Origin of the sequence: Hymenobacter sp. DG25A, assembly GCF_001280305.1 — a bacterium.
Classification (GTDB): Bacteria; Bacteroidota; Bacteroidia; order Cytophagales; family Hymenobacteraceae; genus Hymenobacter.
On record NZ_CP012623.1, the window covers coordinates 775,517 to 791,637 of the forward strand.

Sequence of the window (16,121 nt, forward strand, 5' to 3'; positions counted from 1 at the left end):
GTACAGACTTCATAAAAAAGCCCCACCGGCCATGGCCGGTGGGGCTTTTTTATGAAGTCTGGTTTGGGTTATAGGCTGGAATCATCCGCAGAATCATCTGCCGTGGGTAGCTGCAATTCTTCCTTGGCCTTGGGTAGTAACAGCGACAGCACCACCGACATGACCAAAATAAAGCCCACCACCCCGAGAGAAATGGCCATGGGCAACTCATATAGCTCGGATATGAGCAGCTTCACCCCAATAAAAATCAGGATAAGGGACAGGCCATAGTGCAGATAGTGGAACAGGCGCATGAGGCCTTCCAAGGCAAAATAGAGTGCCCGCAAACCCAGCAAAGCAAACACGTTGGAGGTAAACACAATAAACGTGTCGCGCGAGACGGCCAGAATAGCCGGGATAGAGTCAGCGGCAAAAACCACATCGGTGGTTTCTACCATCACCAGCACCACAAACAGAGGCGTGGCAAACAGCAGCTTCTCTTTCCGCACGAAGAACTTGCCGCCCTCCAGCTTGCTGGTAATGGGCAGGTGGCGGCTGAGAAATTTCACCACCGGGTTAGCATCGGGGTCAATTTCCGGCTCTCCGGCCGAGGTGGCCATTTTAACGCCGGTGTAGACCAGAAAAGCCCCCAGCACATACAGCAGAAAGTGAAACTTGGCCAGCAGGGCCGCGCCGGCCAGAATAAATATGGCCCGCAGCACCAGCGCCCCGATAATACCCCAGAACAGGATTTTATGCTGGTACTCCTGTGGTACCCGGAAGTAGCTGAAAATGAGCAGGAAAACGAAAAGATTGTCTACGCTCAGCGACTTCTCAATGAGGTAGCCGGTCAGAAACTCCAGGGCCGGCTGCTTGCCCATGGTGCGCAGCACCAGGTAGTTGAACGACAACGACAGCAGGATCCAGAAGGCACTCCAGCCCAGGGCCTCGCGCATTTTTACTACGTGGGCCTTGCGGTTGAACACGAGCAGATCGAGCAAGAGCATTGCCAGCACAAAGGTGACAAAGGCAACCCAAAACAGGGGAGTATTTTCCATGCAACGGCATCAGGAACCACACAAGAGAGAACCCCTCGCATAAGGGGGTAAAGCGCCTACCGTGTTTCGGGCGCGGAGGTTGCGGCCGTAGCTGAAACCGGGCGGGCGGAAGTGGGGTAACGGTCGAAGCGGCGGAACCAACTGCTCACCTTCATTTGCACCACTCCAAAAAAAGCTTCCTTAAAGATACCCTTGCTCATTTTAGATGCGCCCCGGGTCCGGTCGGTGAAGATAATAGGCACCTCCTTGAGGCGGAAGCCATATTTGTAGGCCAGCCACTTCATCTCAATCTGGAAGGCATAGCCGATAAACCGGATCCGATTGAGCGGAATTACCCGCAGCACCTGCGCCGTGTAGCACTTGAAGCCGGCCGTCGCATCCATGATAGGCATGCCCGTAATAAAGCGCACGTAGGCCGAGGCAAACCAGGACATAAGCACCCGGTTCATGGGCCAGTTAACCACGTTCACGCCGTGAATGTACCGGGAGCCAATGGCCATATCATGGCCTTCCACGGCACAGGCCTCATACAGGCGAATCAGGTCTTCGGGGTTGTGGGAAAAGTCGGCATCCATCTCAAAGATGTAAGAATAGCCGTGGCTCAATCCCCACTTAAAGCCATGGATATAGGCTGTGCCCAGGCCCTGCTTGCCGGCCCGCTCCTCCAGAAACAAACGTCCGGGAAACTCGGCCTGCAGGTCGCGCACAATCTGAGCGGTACCATCGGGGGAGCCGTCATCGATGATGAGCACATCGAATGGCTTGGGCAACGAAAACACTTTGCGAATGATGAGCTCAGCGTTTTCCCGCTCGTTGTAGGTCGGTATGATAACGAGCGAGTCGTTCATGTTGGTCAAATATAGCAGGTCAGCGCGTCTTGCCCGCCGAAATCTTTTCGGCGGTTTGGCGGGCGTAGCGGATGCAGTCGGGCACGGCTACGCCCGCCTGCCAATTAGACACCACATCTACCCCAAATGTTGCCAGCCGGGCCGCTGCTTCGCGGGCCGGGAGGATGCGCTCATCAAACTGAGGAATGGCCCGCTCCCACACAAAGCGACGCTGCCACTGGGGCCGCGCTGCCTTAATGCCGTACAGCCGGCCCATTTCCTGGTGTACTTTCAGCAGCATCTCGGTTTCCGGCTCATGGGCAGCTTCCTGCGACAGGGCACCACCCACAAACGTGGTGAACAGAACCTCGTCGGCGGGGCAGCGGTCCGGGAACAGGGAACTGCTCCAGATGCTGCCGGCCGCGTAAGCTCCCTCTACTTTGGGATGCAGCGCGCCGAATCCTTCCAAGGGATGCTGAACATCGGCGCGGCGGTAGGCGGTATGCACGGCACACATGGTAGGGTAATACACCGGGCGAATGGCGGCTGCCTCCGAGGGGAACAGACCGGCCAGTATATCAGCCGTGGCGGCCGTGGGCAGGGCCACTACCACCCGGTCGTAGGCGCGGTCGGAGAAGGCACCGCTGGGTGTGTGCACGTGAAAGCGGCCTTCGCCGTTGCGAGTAAGCTCCCGTACGGGCTGGTGCAGGAACAGGTGGCCAGCCAACTGGGAGGCCAAGGCGTCGGGGAGGGTGTGCAGGCCGTTGCGCAGTGAAATGGTGCGGCGGCGCTGGCCGGTGCCCGACTTGGCCAGGCCGCGCAGCACGGAGCCATACTGCTGCTCCAGCTCGGCCAGCCTGGGAAAGGTGGCCTGGAGGAGGAGCTGGTCCGGGTCGCCGGCATAGATGCCGGATACAAACGGATTAACGGCGTAATCAACAATTTCCTGGTTGAAGCGGCGGCGGAAAAAGGCGGCAATGGTTTCCTTGGGGTTTACGGGGCCGGCCGGCCGGAACAGCTCCTGCAGAATAGCCAGCCTGGCTTTCAGACTGAAAAACCCGGATAGCAGCAAACCCTGCGGTGAGCCGGGCAGCTTGCGGTAGCGCCCGCCGCGCAGCACGTAGCGGTTGGCGCTGGTGGCGGCCGGCTCCTGTATCTGAGCGGTAAGGTTCAGGTCCTGCAGCAGCTCCTCCAGCTCGGTGGAAAGCAGCAATGAGTTGGGCCCCAGCTCTACCAGATAAGGGCCTTCGCAGCGGGTGCGCATGGTCCCGCCCGGATCATCACCGGCCTCAAACAAATCAAACGAAATGCCTGCCCGGTGCAGGTAGTAGGCAGTGGTGAGGCCGGTGATACCGCCACCCAGAATGGCAATGCGCATATTCAGAAAAACAGACTCGGAAGGAAGCCGCAAATTACACCCATACCCCGCAGGAATCAGTAGTTTTGAACCGATGAATCAGATGAAAACTTCGCCTTCTACCCTTAACAAAGCCGTGTTCCTGGACCGCGACGGGGTACTGAATGAAGAAATAGGCCACTATGTGTGGCACCCCGAGGAATTTGTGGTGCTGGCAGGCGTGCCCGAGGCCCTGGCGCGGCTGAAAGCGGCGGGCTATTATCTGGTGGTGGTGACCAACCAGGCTGGCATTGCCAAAGGCCTATATACGGCCACCGATGTACACGCCTGCCATCAAAAGCTGCAGGATGCCTGCGGTAACCTGATAGACGCGTTTTACTTTGCCTCGGCGCACCCGTCGGTATCAGAGTCATTGATGCGCAAGCCGGATTCTCTGATGCTGGAAAAGGCTATGGCCCGGTTTAAGCTGGACCCGGATGAGTGCTGGATGGTGGGGGACAGGCTGCGCGACATGGAAGCCGGTGCCCGCGTAGGCGTGCAGGGTATTATGATTGGCAGCACTGAGCAGGTAGAATACACCCGCTCCGCCCCCAACCTGCTGGCCGCCACTGACCTTATTTTGGCACTATAGAGTTCAAGCCTGAAGAACAGAACACGGTACAAAAGAGAAGCCGCCTGCCTGGTTAGGGAAAGGCGGCTTCTCTTTTTGAGGGGTTGTAAGCGGCTATTGCTGCTCAGAGGGGGGAAGCTGGCTGGTAGCGGCCACGGGCGAGGCTACCTGCGTGGCAGGCTTGGCTTCTGAATACGCAGGGCATTTGGTCTTGCATGACGCCAACCCCGCTAAACCTACCACTGTCAATAGCAAAACTTTCTTCATGCTTTAGTGCAAAAAATGAATGGATGTATAAATGCTTGATGTGCGGGAAAAGCGCGTCCTAATACAAAGAAACGCAAGATTTTACTTTCTAGTATGCGGCTGAATCAGTATCTAAAAAAGTCAATAAAAAAGCCGGTTTCCTGAATACACAGGAAACCGGCCAAAAATTCCAGCTACAGAAAAAATCTACTGGTGGCTGATGGTGCTAGCGGTGCTGGCCATAATGGGAGACGAAACGCGGTTGGCAGATTTCGTGCTGCTATACGTAGGGCACTTGCTCTTATTGCAGCTAGCCAGGGCAAACGTGGCTACCGAGGCCAGCAGTAGGAATTTTTTCATAACGAAGAGACAGAAGTAGAAAAGTGGAGAAAACGAAGATATCAAAAGTACAGCTTCGCGGCGGCCGTACCAACAGCCGCCGCAGAATTCCCTACGAGGTATAGCCCAGTATGCGCATCATCGACTCGCCGCTTTGCTCCTCGGCAAAGACATAGTCGGTGAGGGTACCGTCCTCGGCGCGGTCCAGAATCACCATTTTGGGGGCCGGAATCAGGCAGTGCTTTACGCCGCCGTAGCCGGAAAGGCTTTCCTGGTAAGCCCCCGTGTGGAAGAAGCCCACATACAGCGGCTTTTGGTCTACGGGCTTGCGCTCGGGCAGGAATACCTGGTAAATGTGCTTTTCCGCGTTGTAGTAATCCTGGGAGTCGCAGGTGAGGCCGCCCAGCTGAATCTTCTTGTACTTCTTCTCCCAGCCATTCACGGCCAGCATAATAAAACGCTGGTTCAGGGCCCAGGTATCGGGCAGGTTCGTGATAAACGAGCCGTCAATCATGTACCACAGCTCCTTGTCGTTCTGCAGCTTCTCATCCAGAATGGAGTAAATAACCGCCCCGGACTCGCCTACGGTGAAAATGCCAAATTCCGTGAAGATATCCGGCTCCGGCACACCTTCTTCCTGACAGATGCGCTGCACCGTACGCAGCACCTCTTCAATCATATAAGGATAGTCGTACTCCGGCTGCACCGAGGTCTGGATGGGCAGGCCACCGCCAATATCAATGGTCGTCAGCGTGGGGCACACTTTGCGCAGCTCCGTGTACTTATGCACAAAGCGGCTCAACTCCGACCAGTAATAGGAGGTATCCTTGATGCCGGTGTTGATGAAGTAGTGCAGCATGGTGAGCTCAAAGCGCGGGTCGTCTTTGATTTTCTGCTCATACAGCGGAATGGCATCGGCGTAGCGAATACCCAGGCGCGAGGTGTAGAACTGGAAGCGCGGCTCCTCATCGGAGGCCAGGCGCATACCCACGTTGCACTTTTCGCGCACGTTATCGTGGTAGTAGTCGGCCTCGTTGGGCGAGTCCAGAATGGGCATGCAGTTCACAAAACCATCATTGATGAGGTTCGTGATTTCCCGCTTGTATTCTTCCGTCTTGAAGCCGTTGCAGATAATATAGGTGTCCTTCGAGACCTTGCCTTTCTTGTGCATGGCCCGGATGATGCTGATATCAAACCAGGAAGAGGTTTCGATGTGCACATCATTCTTCAGCGCCTCTTCTACTACAAAGCTGAAGTGCGAGGCCTTGGTGCAATAAGCATAGGAGTAGCGGCCTTTGTAGCCGGTTTTCTCAATGCCGTCCGCAAACCACTGCTTGGCGCGCTGAATCTGGCTGCTGATTTTGGGCAGATACGTGAGGCGCAGCGGGGTGCCGTGCTTCTCAATCAGGGCCATCAGGTCAATATCGTGGAAGCGCAGCTCGTTGCTTTCCACATGAAAATCGGGGGTAGGCCAGTCAAATGTCTGGCTGATGAGGTCTTGATAGGTATCCATTCAGGAACTTGGGTTTTTCTTGGATCAGGATAGTTTTCCGTGGTTGGTAAGCTGGAAAAGCGGGTGTTGTTTTCAAAATCAGCGCCAAAAGCAGGCTGAAGTGAAAATTGGACCGCGAAAAACCAAAACCGACAACGAAAATCCCGAACTTAGTGCTCGCAAAGATACCCCGCCCGCGGGGTTTTGGTTGTGCTTTGTTCGTTGGTTGCGCCGGAAGGTCCGGGTGCGTCAAGCCTGAGTGGCTCGCAGCTGCTCAATCGGCAAGCATTAAAACCACCTTTAACCTTTTTCCTGCCCATGTAATATGCGACGCATAAAGCTTCTGGAAGTACGCTCCGAACTCGGAGCCGGTACCCGTGGCGCCAGCCTGGGGGTAGATGCCCTCAAAGTGGCCTGCCTCAACAAAGGGTCCGATTACTTTCGCCGGTTCAACTCCGTGGCCATCCCGGATCTGAACCATGTGCTCTTCGACAAAAATCATTTTCCGAAGGCCAAGCACATTGATTCCATTTACACCGTGCAAAAAGGCATTGCCAACACGGTAGAGCAAACCCTGCGCTTTGGGGAGTTCCCCTTGGTACTGGCCGGCGACCATAGCAGCGCCGCCGCCACCATTGCGGGTATTAAAGCCGCTTACCCGCACAAAACGCTGGGCGTAGTTTGGGTTGATGCCCACGCCGACATTCACTCGCCCTACACCACGCCTTCCGGCAACATGCACGGCATGCCGCTGGCCATCAGCCTGGGCGACGACAACCTGGAGTGCCAGCGCAATGTCATTGAGCCGGAAACTGAGTTTTTCTGGAAGCGCCTCAAAGACCTGGGCGAGCCCGGCCCCAAAGTCACTGCCGAACACCTGGTGTATGTAGTAGTGCGCGATACGGAGCCGGAGGAAAACGCCATTATTGAGCGCCTGGGCATCAAAAACTACAAGCTGGACGAGGTAAAGGCCAAAGGCACCCGCCGCATAGCCCGCGAAATATATGAGCGCCTGCGCTTCTGCGACCTGGTGTACATCAGCTTCGATGTGGACTCCTTGGACTCCCGCTTCAGCAAAGGCACCGGCACGCCCGTAGTGGATGGCCTGAACGTGGAAGAAGCCATTAGCCTGTGCCGTGCCCTGCTGGAAAACGACCGGGTGGTGTGCTTTGAAATGGTGGAAATTAACCCCACCCTGGACTCCGAAAACACCATGGCCACCAATGCCTTCGATATTCTGGAAGCCGCTACGGATGCCATTCAAAACCGCCTCCGGATGGAGGAAGTGACGAGCCGGTAGCTGTAAAAGCCAGTCATGTCGAGCGCAGCCGAGACATCTCGCGTGCTGATGTTGTGGTGCTAATCACTATTCACCACACTAGCGAGATGTCTCGGCTGCGCTCGACATGACTGGCGTTAGTGGTTGCAAGCCGCAAAACGGCTTCAAACGGCTGTTCATTGCCCAGCTTGTTGGTCCCCGGCGTGGGTTCCGCTACTTTTGTTGCTTCATACTTACGCTGTCCACTCCGGAGCCGATGGGTCGGTTCCTTTATTCCGCACCCCGTGCAACAACTCGAACAGTCGATTAAAGCCGCCCTCAGCACCGCCATTCAGCAAGCTTTTGGGGCTTCCGTAGCTCCGGATCAACTTACCATTCAGCCTACCCGCAAGGAATTTGCCGGCTCGTTCACGCTGGTCACCTTTTCGCTGACCAAAATGCTGGGCAAAGGCCCCGAGCAGATTGGGCAGGCACTGGGCGAGTGGCTGGTAGCCAATGAGCCCAAAGTGAAAGGCTTTAACGTGGTGAAAGGCTTCCTGAACCTGGAAATTGCCGATGCCCAGTGGCTGGCCCTGTTCGAGCAGCTCCGCCAGCAGCCCGATGGCGCACCAGTACCCACTGGCGGCCCGCAGGATGTGGTGGTGGAGTATTCCTCGCCCAACACCAACAAGCCCCTGCACCTGGGCCACCTGCGTAACAACTTCCTGGGCTACTCCGTGGCCGAGATTCTGAAGGCTACCGGCGCTACCGTTACCAAGGCCAACCTGGTCAACGACCGGGGCATTCATATTTGCAAGTCGATGCTGGCGTACCAGCGCTTCGGGCACGGCGAAACCCCGCAATCGGCCGGTATTAAGGGCGACCATCTGGCGGGCAAGTACTACGTGCTGTTCGAGAAGCACTACCGCGAGGAGATAAAGCAGCTGGAAGCCGAAGGTGTAGCTACTGATGTGGCCAAGAAGCAGGCTCCGCTGATGCTGGCGGCGCAAACCATGCTGCAGCAGTGGGAGCAGGGCGACGAAGAAGTTATCAGCCTCTGGAAGCAGATGAACGGTTGGGTGTACGAGGGCTTCGACGAAACCTACAGGAACATCGGCGTTGATTTCGACCAGTATTACTACGAGTCCGAAACCTACCTGCTGGGCAAGGAGCGGGTGGAGGAAGGCCTGCAGAAAGGCGTGTTCTTCAAGAAGGAAAATGGCTCCGTGTGGGTGGATCTGAAAGAAGAAGGCCTCGACGAAAAGCTCCTGCTCCGCGCCGATGGCACCTCGGTGTACATCACCCAGGACCTGGGCACCGCCGAGCTGAAGTACCAGGACTACCACTACGACCTCTCGGTGTACGTTATTGCCGACGAGCAGAACTACCACATGCAGGTGCTGAAGGCTGTGCTGCACAAGCTGGGCAAGCCCTACGCCGAGGCCATCCATCACCTCAGCTACGGCATGGTGGATCTGCCCTCGGGCAAGATGAAGAGCCGCGAAGGCACCGTGGTAGACGCCGACGAGCTGGTGCGCGAAGTAGTGGAAGCCGCCAAAGCCGCGACGCTGGAAAAAGGCAAGACCGAAGGCCTGACCGAAGAGAAGGCTGAACAGCTCTACCACATGCTGGGCCTGGGTGCCCTGAAGTACTACCTGCTGAAGGTGGACCCCAAGAAGCGCATGCTCTTCAACCCCGAGGAGTCCGTGAGCCTGGAAGGGCACACGGGACCGTTCATTCAGTATTCGCACGCCCGTATTTCGGCCATCCGCCGCAAGGCCCTGGAGCAGGGCGTTTCGGAAGATACTGATTTGAGCACCCTCACCAGCCTGCACGAAACCGAGCAGGAGCTGGTGCAGGAGCTGGGTCGCTACGCGGCCGTGGTGGCCGAGGCCGCCCGCAACTTCTCCCCGGCCGTGGTGGCGCAATACGCCTACGACATTGCCAAGGCCTACAACCGCTTCTACACCGAGGTACCCATTTTTGTGGAGTCAGACCCAGTGAAGAAAGCTTTCCGCGTGGCGTTGTCGGCGCAAACGGCCCGCACCATTAAGGCCAGTATGGGCCTGCTGGGCATTGCGGTGCCCGAGCGGATGTAAAAATAAAAAAACTCCTCTTCTAACCAGCAGGGGAGTTTTTCTTTCCTCTATTCTTCAAAAACGATTGATATGAAAAGCGTTGCCGTGTACTGTGGGGCAAGCTCCGGGTTCAATGAAATTTACCGCCAGCAAGCCGACCTTATGGGCCAGGAGCTGGTACGGCGGGGCCTCACGCTGGTGTACGGCGGCGGCCGGGTAGGCCTGATGGGCGCCGTAGCCGATAGTGTAATCCGGAATGGCGGCAAGTCCATTGGGGTTATTCCCGACTTTTTGGCCGATAAGGAGCTGGCGCATATGGGCCTCACGGAGCTGCACGTAGTGAAAAGCATGCACGAGCGGAAGCTGCTGATGGCCGACCTGGCCGAAGGCTTTATTGCCATGCCGGGCGGTTTCGGCACGCTGGAAGAGCTGTTTGAAGTGCTGACCTGGGGCCAGCTGGGCCTGCACCAGAAGCCCAGCGGTGTTTTCAACGTGAATGGCTTCTACAACCACCAACTGCAATTCCTGGATAAGATGGTGGACGAAGGCTTTCTGCGCCCCGAAAACCGCGCCCAGCTGCAGCAGGACGATACGCCCGCCGGCCTGATTGATAAGATGCTGGCCTACCAGCCCACCAACCTGGAGAAATGGCTGACGGTGCCCCGTACCTAAGGGCTTAAACGCCGGCGCAAACCCTGTTCTTTCCCTGGAAAAAACAATATCTTGCTGTTGCTGGTTGGCCGGAAGAACAATTCAAATTCACGTAGACCTGTACCGAACTCCCTATTCGTATGAAAGCTTTTTTCTTAGTTGCGCTGGGCGGTATGGCCGCCTGCGGTTTTTCTTCTTCTACTGCGTCTAAAACCGCCACTACTGCTCCTGCTACCATGACCGAAGCTACCGCACAAGGCACCGTGTATGATTACACCGTGAAGGATATTAATGGCAAAGATGTCAGCCTCGGCCAGTATAAAGGCAAGAAGCTGCTCATCGTAAATACGGCCTCGGAGTGCGGTTACACGCCTCAGTACAAGGAGCTGGAAGAGCTGAATAAGAAGTACGGCGACCGGGTAACCGTGCTAGGCTTCCCCGCCAACAATTTCGGGGGCCAGGAGCCCGGCTCCAACCAGGAAATTGCCACCTTCTGCGAGAAGAACTACGGCGTTACTTTCCCGCTGTTCTCCAAGGTTTCCGTGAAGGGTGATGACACCGAGCCGCTGTTCAAGTATCTCTCCGATAAGTCGAAAAACGGCGCAGTAGGGGAGGCCCCTTCCTGGAATTTCTGCAAATACCTGGTAGATGAGCAGGGCCACGTCCTCAAATTCTACCCTTCTAAAGTAAAGCCCATGAGCGAAGAGCTGGTGGCCGATATTCTGAAGTAGACCTTCGATTTATTTCGAACGTCATGCTGAGCGAAGTCGAAGCATTTCGCGTGCTAATGTTGTGGTGCTAATTTATTGCCACTCTAGCGAGATGCTCCGACTTCGCTCAGCATGACGTTCTTTTGTTTGGTATGAATACCTCTTCTGCTTCCATCAACCCGGCCCAGGCCTGGGTTTCCGCTTTCCGGCCGCGCACGTTGCCGCTGGCGCTGGCCAGCATTTTCATGGGCAGCTTTCTGGCCAGGTCGGTCGGCTCGTTTAGCTGGCTGGTGCTGGCGCTGGCAGCCCTCACCACCATTCTCCTCCAGATACTAAGCAACCTGGCCAACGATTACGGCGACTCCCAGAACGGCGCCGACAGCGTGCACCGCGAAGGGCCGCAGCGGGCCGTGCAGAGCGGGGCCATTACGCCGCAGCAAATGAAGCACGGCATGGCCGTATTTGGCGTAGCCTCCTTGATTTCGGGGGTGGCGCTGCTGTGGGTGGCGCTGGGTACCGCCGGCGCCTGGGTGTTCCTGGCCTTTTTTATAATGGGCCTGTCGGCTATCTGGGCGGCCGTTAACTACACGGCTGGCTCCAAGCCCTACGGCTACGCCGGCCTCGGCGACTTATCCGTGTTTATCTTCTTTGGGCTGGTGGGCGTGTGTGGCACCTATTACCTGCATACGCGCACCTTACCTTTAGCCGTACTGCTGCCCGCCGCCGCGCTGGGCTGCTTTGCCACGGCAGTGCTAAACGTCAACAACATCCGCGACATCCGCTCCGATGAGCTGGCCGGTAAAATTACTGTGCCCGTGCGGTTGGGCCCGGTGCGGGCGCGCCGCTACCACTGGCTGCTGCTGGTGTTGGGTTTTAGCTGCGCGGTGCTGTTTGTGGCTTTCACGTATCACTCGCCCTGGCAGTGGCTGTTTTTGCTTTCCCTGCCGCTGTTCTTCTTCAATGCCCGCCAGGTGTGGCTGCGGCAGGAGTCTATGCAGCTCGACCCCTTATTAAAGCAAATGGCCATGAGCACCCTGGCCTTTACGCTGCTGTTTGGACTAGGCCAGATACTATAGCTGACAGAAGTTTACATCTCAAAAAACAATGCCGCGCCCACCAGCGCGGCATTGTTTTTTATCGGCCCAATTCCGGAATGCAGTCAAGCAAAAAAAGCGGCATTAGAGACTGAAAAGGACGGTGCAGATTGTGGCGTAAGTGTATTAAATGGAATGGTGATGTAAGTGCAAAGCCCTTCCTGATATTGCTTTGGCTGATTTTTGCTTGTATTTCCCACACACAGAGTGTTAAATTTGACTGCTGCCCTTACCAGGTGGCTGCCTGGCTTTTACTCCTTGGATAGTACCAATGGAAAGAGCCAGTGGCAGCAGCTTACCCGGTAGCGGAACTCCCCTTATTTCCAATCTCTCCTTTGCTGCGGGTGCTTTTTCAGCCTCTGCCCGGGATAGGTTTGCCGTTGCTAGGTAAAGCACAGTACCGATATGGCCTTCCGCTATTGTTTATCTGAAGTTTCATCCAGCTTTCGCCGACGAATAGGTAGTCTTATTGGAGCCTGGCTCCTGAGCCTGCTGATAGGAAATGCTACCGCCCAGCAATTTCTGCGGGCGCAAGGTCCTGATCTGGTGAATGCCTCCGGCCAGAAAGTAGTGCTGCGGGGCGTAAACGTGGGCGGCTGGCTGCTGCAGGAAAGCTATATTCTGGGTACTGATACTCTGAATTCACAGGGCCGCATTCAGGCCGCGCTGCTGCGGACCATGTCGCCTAAGCAAGTGGAGAAATTCTACCACCGCTACCGGGCCCGCTTTGTTTCCAAGGCGGATATTGATTTTCTGGCTGATCAGGGTTTCAATTGTGTGCGCCTGCCGCTGCACTATGATTTATTCCTGACCCCCAAGCAGCGCCTCACCCGGTTCCGGGCGCTGCAAAACCCCGCTGCCGTTGCTGCCTACGCCGATTCTCTGGCTGCCTGGAACGACCGCGGCCAACTGTTTACGGCCCGCCAGCTGGATGGCTACCGCTATATAGATGATGTGCTGCGCTGGTGCGGGGCCCGTGGCCTGTATGTGGTGCTGGACCTGCACGCAGCCCCCGGCGGCCAGGGCACCGACCGCAACATCAACGATAATATGGTGCCGCTAGACCTCTGGAAGCGCCAGGATGCCCGCGGCCGCCTGGTGTATCAGGATGCCATTGTGCGCCTATGGGAGCAGCTGGCGGCCCGCTACCGTACCGATGCCCGCGTGGCCATGTATGACCTTATCAATGAGCCGCATAACCTGAATGCGGCGAATGGCCTGAGTAATGATAACCAGGAGTTGCGGACCCTGTATGTACGGCTGCTGCAAGCCGTGCGGGGCCAGCAGGACAACCACCTGGTGCTGCTGGAAGGCAACGGCTACGGCAACGAGTACACCAACCTTACGCCTGATAAACTGCCCACCGAGCTGCGCCCCAACCTCGTGTATAATGCCCACCGCTATTGGTGCTCCAACAGCCCCGATGCCACCGATCCTAATCCCAATCAAATCAACCTGATCCATAACCTAGCGGCTTTCCGCGACCAGCACCAGGTGCCCGTTTGGGTGGGCGAAACCGGCGAAAACTCCAACGACTGGTTTGCCACCGCCGTGCAGGGTCTGAACGACCAGAACATCGGCTGGTGCCACTGGAACCTGAAACGGGTGGATGCCACCAGCAGCCTGTTGCGGGCAAAGCCCTACGGCAGCATTCTAACGGCCGGTGGCCGGAGTAAGCTTTTGCAGCAGGTAGCATTCCACCATTGCCAAGTAAATAAAGATGTGGTGACGGCTCTTACCCGGCCGGCCGATGCCCGGACCCCCTTTATGGCCCTTCGTATACCGGGCACCATTCACGCGGTAGATTATGATATGGGCCGCGCCGGCATTGCCTATCAGGATACCTACGCAGCCCGGATAGATTACCGCAATACCGCCCCCGTGAACCAGGGAGATGCCTACCGCAACGATGGAGTGGATATTGAACGCACCTCTGATCAGCCATCCAACGGCTATGCGGTGAGTAGCCTGGAACCAGGAGAGTGGCTGCGCTATACGGTGGAGGTTGCCACGGCCGGGACATATACCCTGCAGGTGGGGCTTAAGCCCGCCGCCACGCCGGGCAGGCTTACTTTCCGGCTGGGTGATGCCGTAATAGCCACAGCCATGGTGCCGCCGGCCAACGGCGTCCCCACCTGGACTACCATAGCACTGAGCACTTCCCCGCTCCCGGCAGGGCAGCATACAGTACAGCTGATGGTAGACCAGCCGGTAGAACAAATAAGCTGGTTGCGGTTCATAGAAGGCAGCTCAACCCCGGCAGTGGAATAAGCTGAACAGGCATTTTTGTATCTTGGAAGTCCCATGCACAGCTTTCACCACTTCCTTTCTTCATTCTCGGGGCGCTGGCTTTCCGGTGGCTGGCTGAGCCTGCTGCTTCTGCTGGTATTAACTCTGGAAAATCCGGTGGCAGCCCAGATAAATCCCCTGCGGGTGCGCACCGGTCTGGAAGAGCTTTATGTGGAACCGGCGTGTTATGGTGTGCTGGAAGACCCCACTGGTGAGCTTACGCTGGCCCAGGTGCAGCAGCCGGCCAATGCCCGGCGGTTTGTGCGCGGCGATAAAATAGCCACCAACATAGAGCATACCAACTCTGCCTATTGGTTGCGGGTGCAGGTGCAGGCGGAGGGGGCAGTGCGCCGGCATTGGTACCTTGAATTGTTTGATTCTCACATCAATGAGGTGGCCTTCTTCCCGGCCGCCGACCCCACGCTGGTGGTCTATACCGGCGCCGACCTGCCGCTGACGACCCGCAAGCTGCCCTACAAAAACTTCCTGTTTTTTCTGCCGCTGCAGGCTAATGAAACCCAAACCTATTATCTGCGGCTGAAGTCAACGTCCAAAACCAGCTTCCTGAGTCGGCTCCGCACAGAGCAGTCCTTAGCCGATCATTTTCAGGCCGAATACGGTCTGTTGGGCGCTTTCTATGGGGTGCTACTGATTATGGTCATCTATAATCTGTGCATTTACCTGTTCATTGGCGAGCAGACCTACCTGCGCTACGTGCTCTATGTGGGAAGCTGCAGCTTGCTATTTCTGTCTGAAGACGGGTTAGGCTTTCAGTACCTCTGGCCTAATCAGCCCGAGCTGAACCAAGTGGTTATTCTGGGCTCGCCCATCCTGTTGCTGCTCACTTTCAGCTACTATGCCCGGCAGTTTCTGGATGCCCCGCAGCGACTGCCCCGCTACGATAAGTGGCTGCGCATTGTGGTGCTGGTAAGTGTGTTCGTCCTTCTGCTGGATGCCGTCTGGCTGCACTTGGGGTGGGGCTTCTGGCTTTACCTGCTTCCCTATGGCATGTTGTACTATGCCGCTTTCCGGGTATGGCGGATGGGGATGCGGGCCGCCCGCTTTTTCCTGCTAGCGCATGCGCTGGTGGCCCTTAGTGTGGGCTTCCTGATTTTGCGCAAGCTAGGTATTAACACCTTTACTAATACCATCACGGTGTACAGCATGAATGCGGCCTTCGTGATAGAAGTAGTAGTGCTATCCTATGCCCTGGGTGAAAAGATCAAGGCCATTAAGGATGCCACCATTCGGGCGCAGGCCAAGCTGGTAAAGCAGCTGCACAAAAAGCATCAGGCCCAAAACCGGCTGGTAGAGCAGCTGAGGCAGAATCAGGAACTGAAAGACCAGTTGAACACCGAGCTGGAAGGGGAGGTGGCCCGCCGCACCGAGGAACTGCGCCGGCAGAGTGATACCATCAGTGCGCAAAACCGCGAGTTGCTGCAGGCCAATGGGCTACTGGCCTTGCAGTCAGCTGCCATTGAGAAGCTGAACACCGACCTGCAGCGCGACCTGCACCAAAGCCAGACGGCCCGGGTGCTTTCCAAAGAAGTGGATTTTGGGGAGTTCAGCCGCATTTACCCCGATAAGGATGCCTGCCTGGTGTACTTAGCCGATTTGAAATGGGCGCGGGGCTACCACTGCCGCAAATGTGGGCACGAGAAGTTCTGCGACGGTCGAGAGCCTTATTCGCGCCGTTGCACGCGGTGCCGCTATGTAGAGTCAGCCACTGCCTACACACTGTTTCAGAAGTGCAAGTTCTCCATTGTGAAGGCCTTGTATGCGGTGTTTCTGATTCATACCCATAAAGGCAACTATTCATCGCAGGAATTGTCGCGGGTGCTGGACCTGCGGCAGGCTACCTGCTGGAGCTTTCAGCAGAAAGTATTGGAAGCTATGCAGCGGCGGCGGCAGGTTCCGGATTATGATGTGAACGAAGGCTGGACCCACGTTCTGCTGGATGACTCCGTGCCGGTAGAGGAGGAGCAGGGATGAAAAAGCAGGAAAAGCATACTGCTTAGGATAGTACAGGAAAAAAAAGTAAAAAAATTGGGTAAAGGCCGCCTTTTTTTTATTGTTTTTTAGCCGTGCTACCCACAGCCAGAAAACGCACCTGGCAAGCCAATTAAAGGAAAT

13 protein-coding genes are annotated in these 16,121 nt (G+C 56.5%); 8 read left to right on the forward strand and 5 right to left on the reverse strand.

Annotated elements, in window-relative coordinates; translation table 11 throughout:
- Window positions 1-68 precede the first annotated feature (68 nt).
- From AM218_RS03255 to hemG, 3 genes are read right to left on the reverse strand one after another with little or no spacing between them, the layout of a single operon-like run.
- Window positions 69-1,037, reverse strand: a complete 969-nt coding sequence (locus AM218_RS03255; protein ID WP_054411819.1) for a TerC family protein — start codon at window positions 1,035-1,037, stop codon at window positions 69-71.
- Between the two features lie 56 nt (window positions 1,038-1,093).
- Window positions 1,094-1,885: a polyprenol monophosphomannose synthase gene (locus tag AM218_RS03260; protein ID WP_054415246.1), complete on the reverse strand. Its 792-nt coding sequence runs from the start codon at window positions 1,883-1,885 to the stop codon at window positions 1,094-1,096.
- Window positions 1,886-1,904: 19 nt separating this feature from the next.
- On the reverse strand, window positions 1,905-3,242 hold the full coding sequence (gene hemG, locus AM218_RS03265; RefSeq protein ID WP_054411821.1) for a protoporphyrinogen oxidase: 1,338 nt from the start codon (window positions 3,240-3,242) through the stop codon (window positions 1,905-1,907).
- 73 nt (window positions 3,243-3,315) lie between these two features.
- Between hemG and AM218_RS03270 the strand changes: the two genes are divergently transcribed.
- A complete protein-coding gene (locus tag AM218_RS03270; protein WP_231717535.1) occupies window positions 3,316-3,852 on the forward strand; it encodes a D-glycero-alpha-D-manno-heptose-1,7-bisphosphate 7-phosphatase in 537 nt (178 codons plus the stop codon).
- A gap of 432 nt (window positions 3,853-4,284) precedes the next feature.
- Here the strand turns inward: AM218_RS03270 and AM218_RS16680 are convergent, their stop codons facing one another.
- Together AM218_RS16680 and AM218_RS03275 are read right to left on the reverse strand one after the other, a co-directional pair.
- Window positions 4,285-4,437, reverse strand: coding sequence for a hypothetical protein (locus AM218_RS16680; protein ID WP_157547499.1), 153 nt, complete (start codon window positions 4,435-4,437; stop codon window positions 4,285-4,287).
- Between the two features lie 91 nt (window positions 4,438-4,528).
- Window positions 4,529-5,929 carry a type III PLP-dependent enzyme domain-containing protein gene (locus tag AM218_RS03275; protein ID WP_054411823.1) on the reverse strand — a complete coding sequence of 467 codons (1,401 nt, stop codon included), beginning with the start codon at window positions 5,927-5,929 and terminating at the stop codon, window positions 4,529-4,531.
- Window positions 5,930-6,233: 304 nt separating this feature from the next.
- Between AM218_RS03275 and AM218_RS03280 the strand changes: the two genes are divergently transcribed.
- The 7 genes from AM218_RS03280 (at window position 6,234) to AM218_RS03310 (ending at window position 15,980) form a co-directional block, all read left to right on the forward strand.
- A complete protein-coding gene (locus tag AM218_RS03280; protein WP_054411825.1) occupies window positions 6,234-7,208 on the forward strand; it encodes an arginase in 975 nt (324 codons plus the stop codon).
- A gap of 263 nt (window positions 7,209-7,471) precedes the next feature.
- Entirely contained in the window at window positions 7,472-9,265 is a 1,794-nt protein-coding gene (gene argS, locus AM218_RS03285; RefSeq protein WP_054411827.1) for an arginine--tRNA ligase, read from the forward strand.
- Window positions 9,266-9,334: 69 nt separating this feature from the next.
- Complete coding sequence (locus AM218_RS03290) at window positions 9,335-9,916, forward strand: LOG family protein (RefSeq protein ID WP_054411829.1); 582 nt, start codon at window positions 9,335-9,337, stop codon at window positions 9,914-9,916.
- A gap of 119 nt (window positions 9,917-10,035) precedes the next feature.
- Window positions 10,036-10,626, forward strand: coding sequence for a glutathione peroxidase (locus tag AM218_RS03295; RefSeq protein ID WP_054411830.1), 591 nt, complete (start codon window positions 10,036-10,038; stop codon window positions 10,624-10,626).
- Window positions 10,627-10,757: 131 nt separating this feature from the next.
- A complete protein-coding gene (locus AM218_RS03300; protein ID WP_054411831.1) occupies window positions 10,758-11,681 on the forward strand; it encodes a 1,4-dihydroxy-2-naphthoate polyprenyltransferase in 924 nt (307 codons plus the stop codon).
- A gap of 423 nt (window positions 11,682-12,104) precedes the next feature.
- Window positions 12,105-13,970 (forward strand): cellulase family glycosylhydrolase, encoded by a 1,866-nt coding sequence (locus AM218_RS03305; RefSeq protein WP_082318042.1) that lies wholly within the window; start codon window positions 12,105-12,107, stop codon window positions 13,968-13,970.
- Between the two features lie 33 nt (window positions 13,971-14,003).
- On the forward strand, window positions 14,004-15,980 hold the full coding sequence (locus AM218_RS03310) for a 7TM diverse intracellular signaling domain-containing protein (RefSeq protein ID WP_054411834.1): 1,977 nt from the start codon (window positions 14,004-14,006) through the stop codon (window positions 15,978-15,980).
- The last annotated feature ends 141 nt before the right edge of the window (window positions 15,981-16,121 follow it).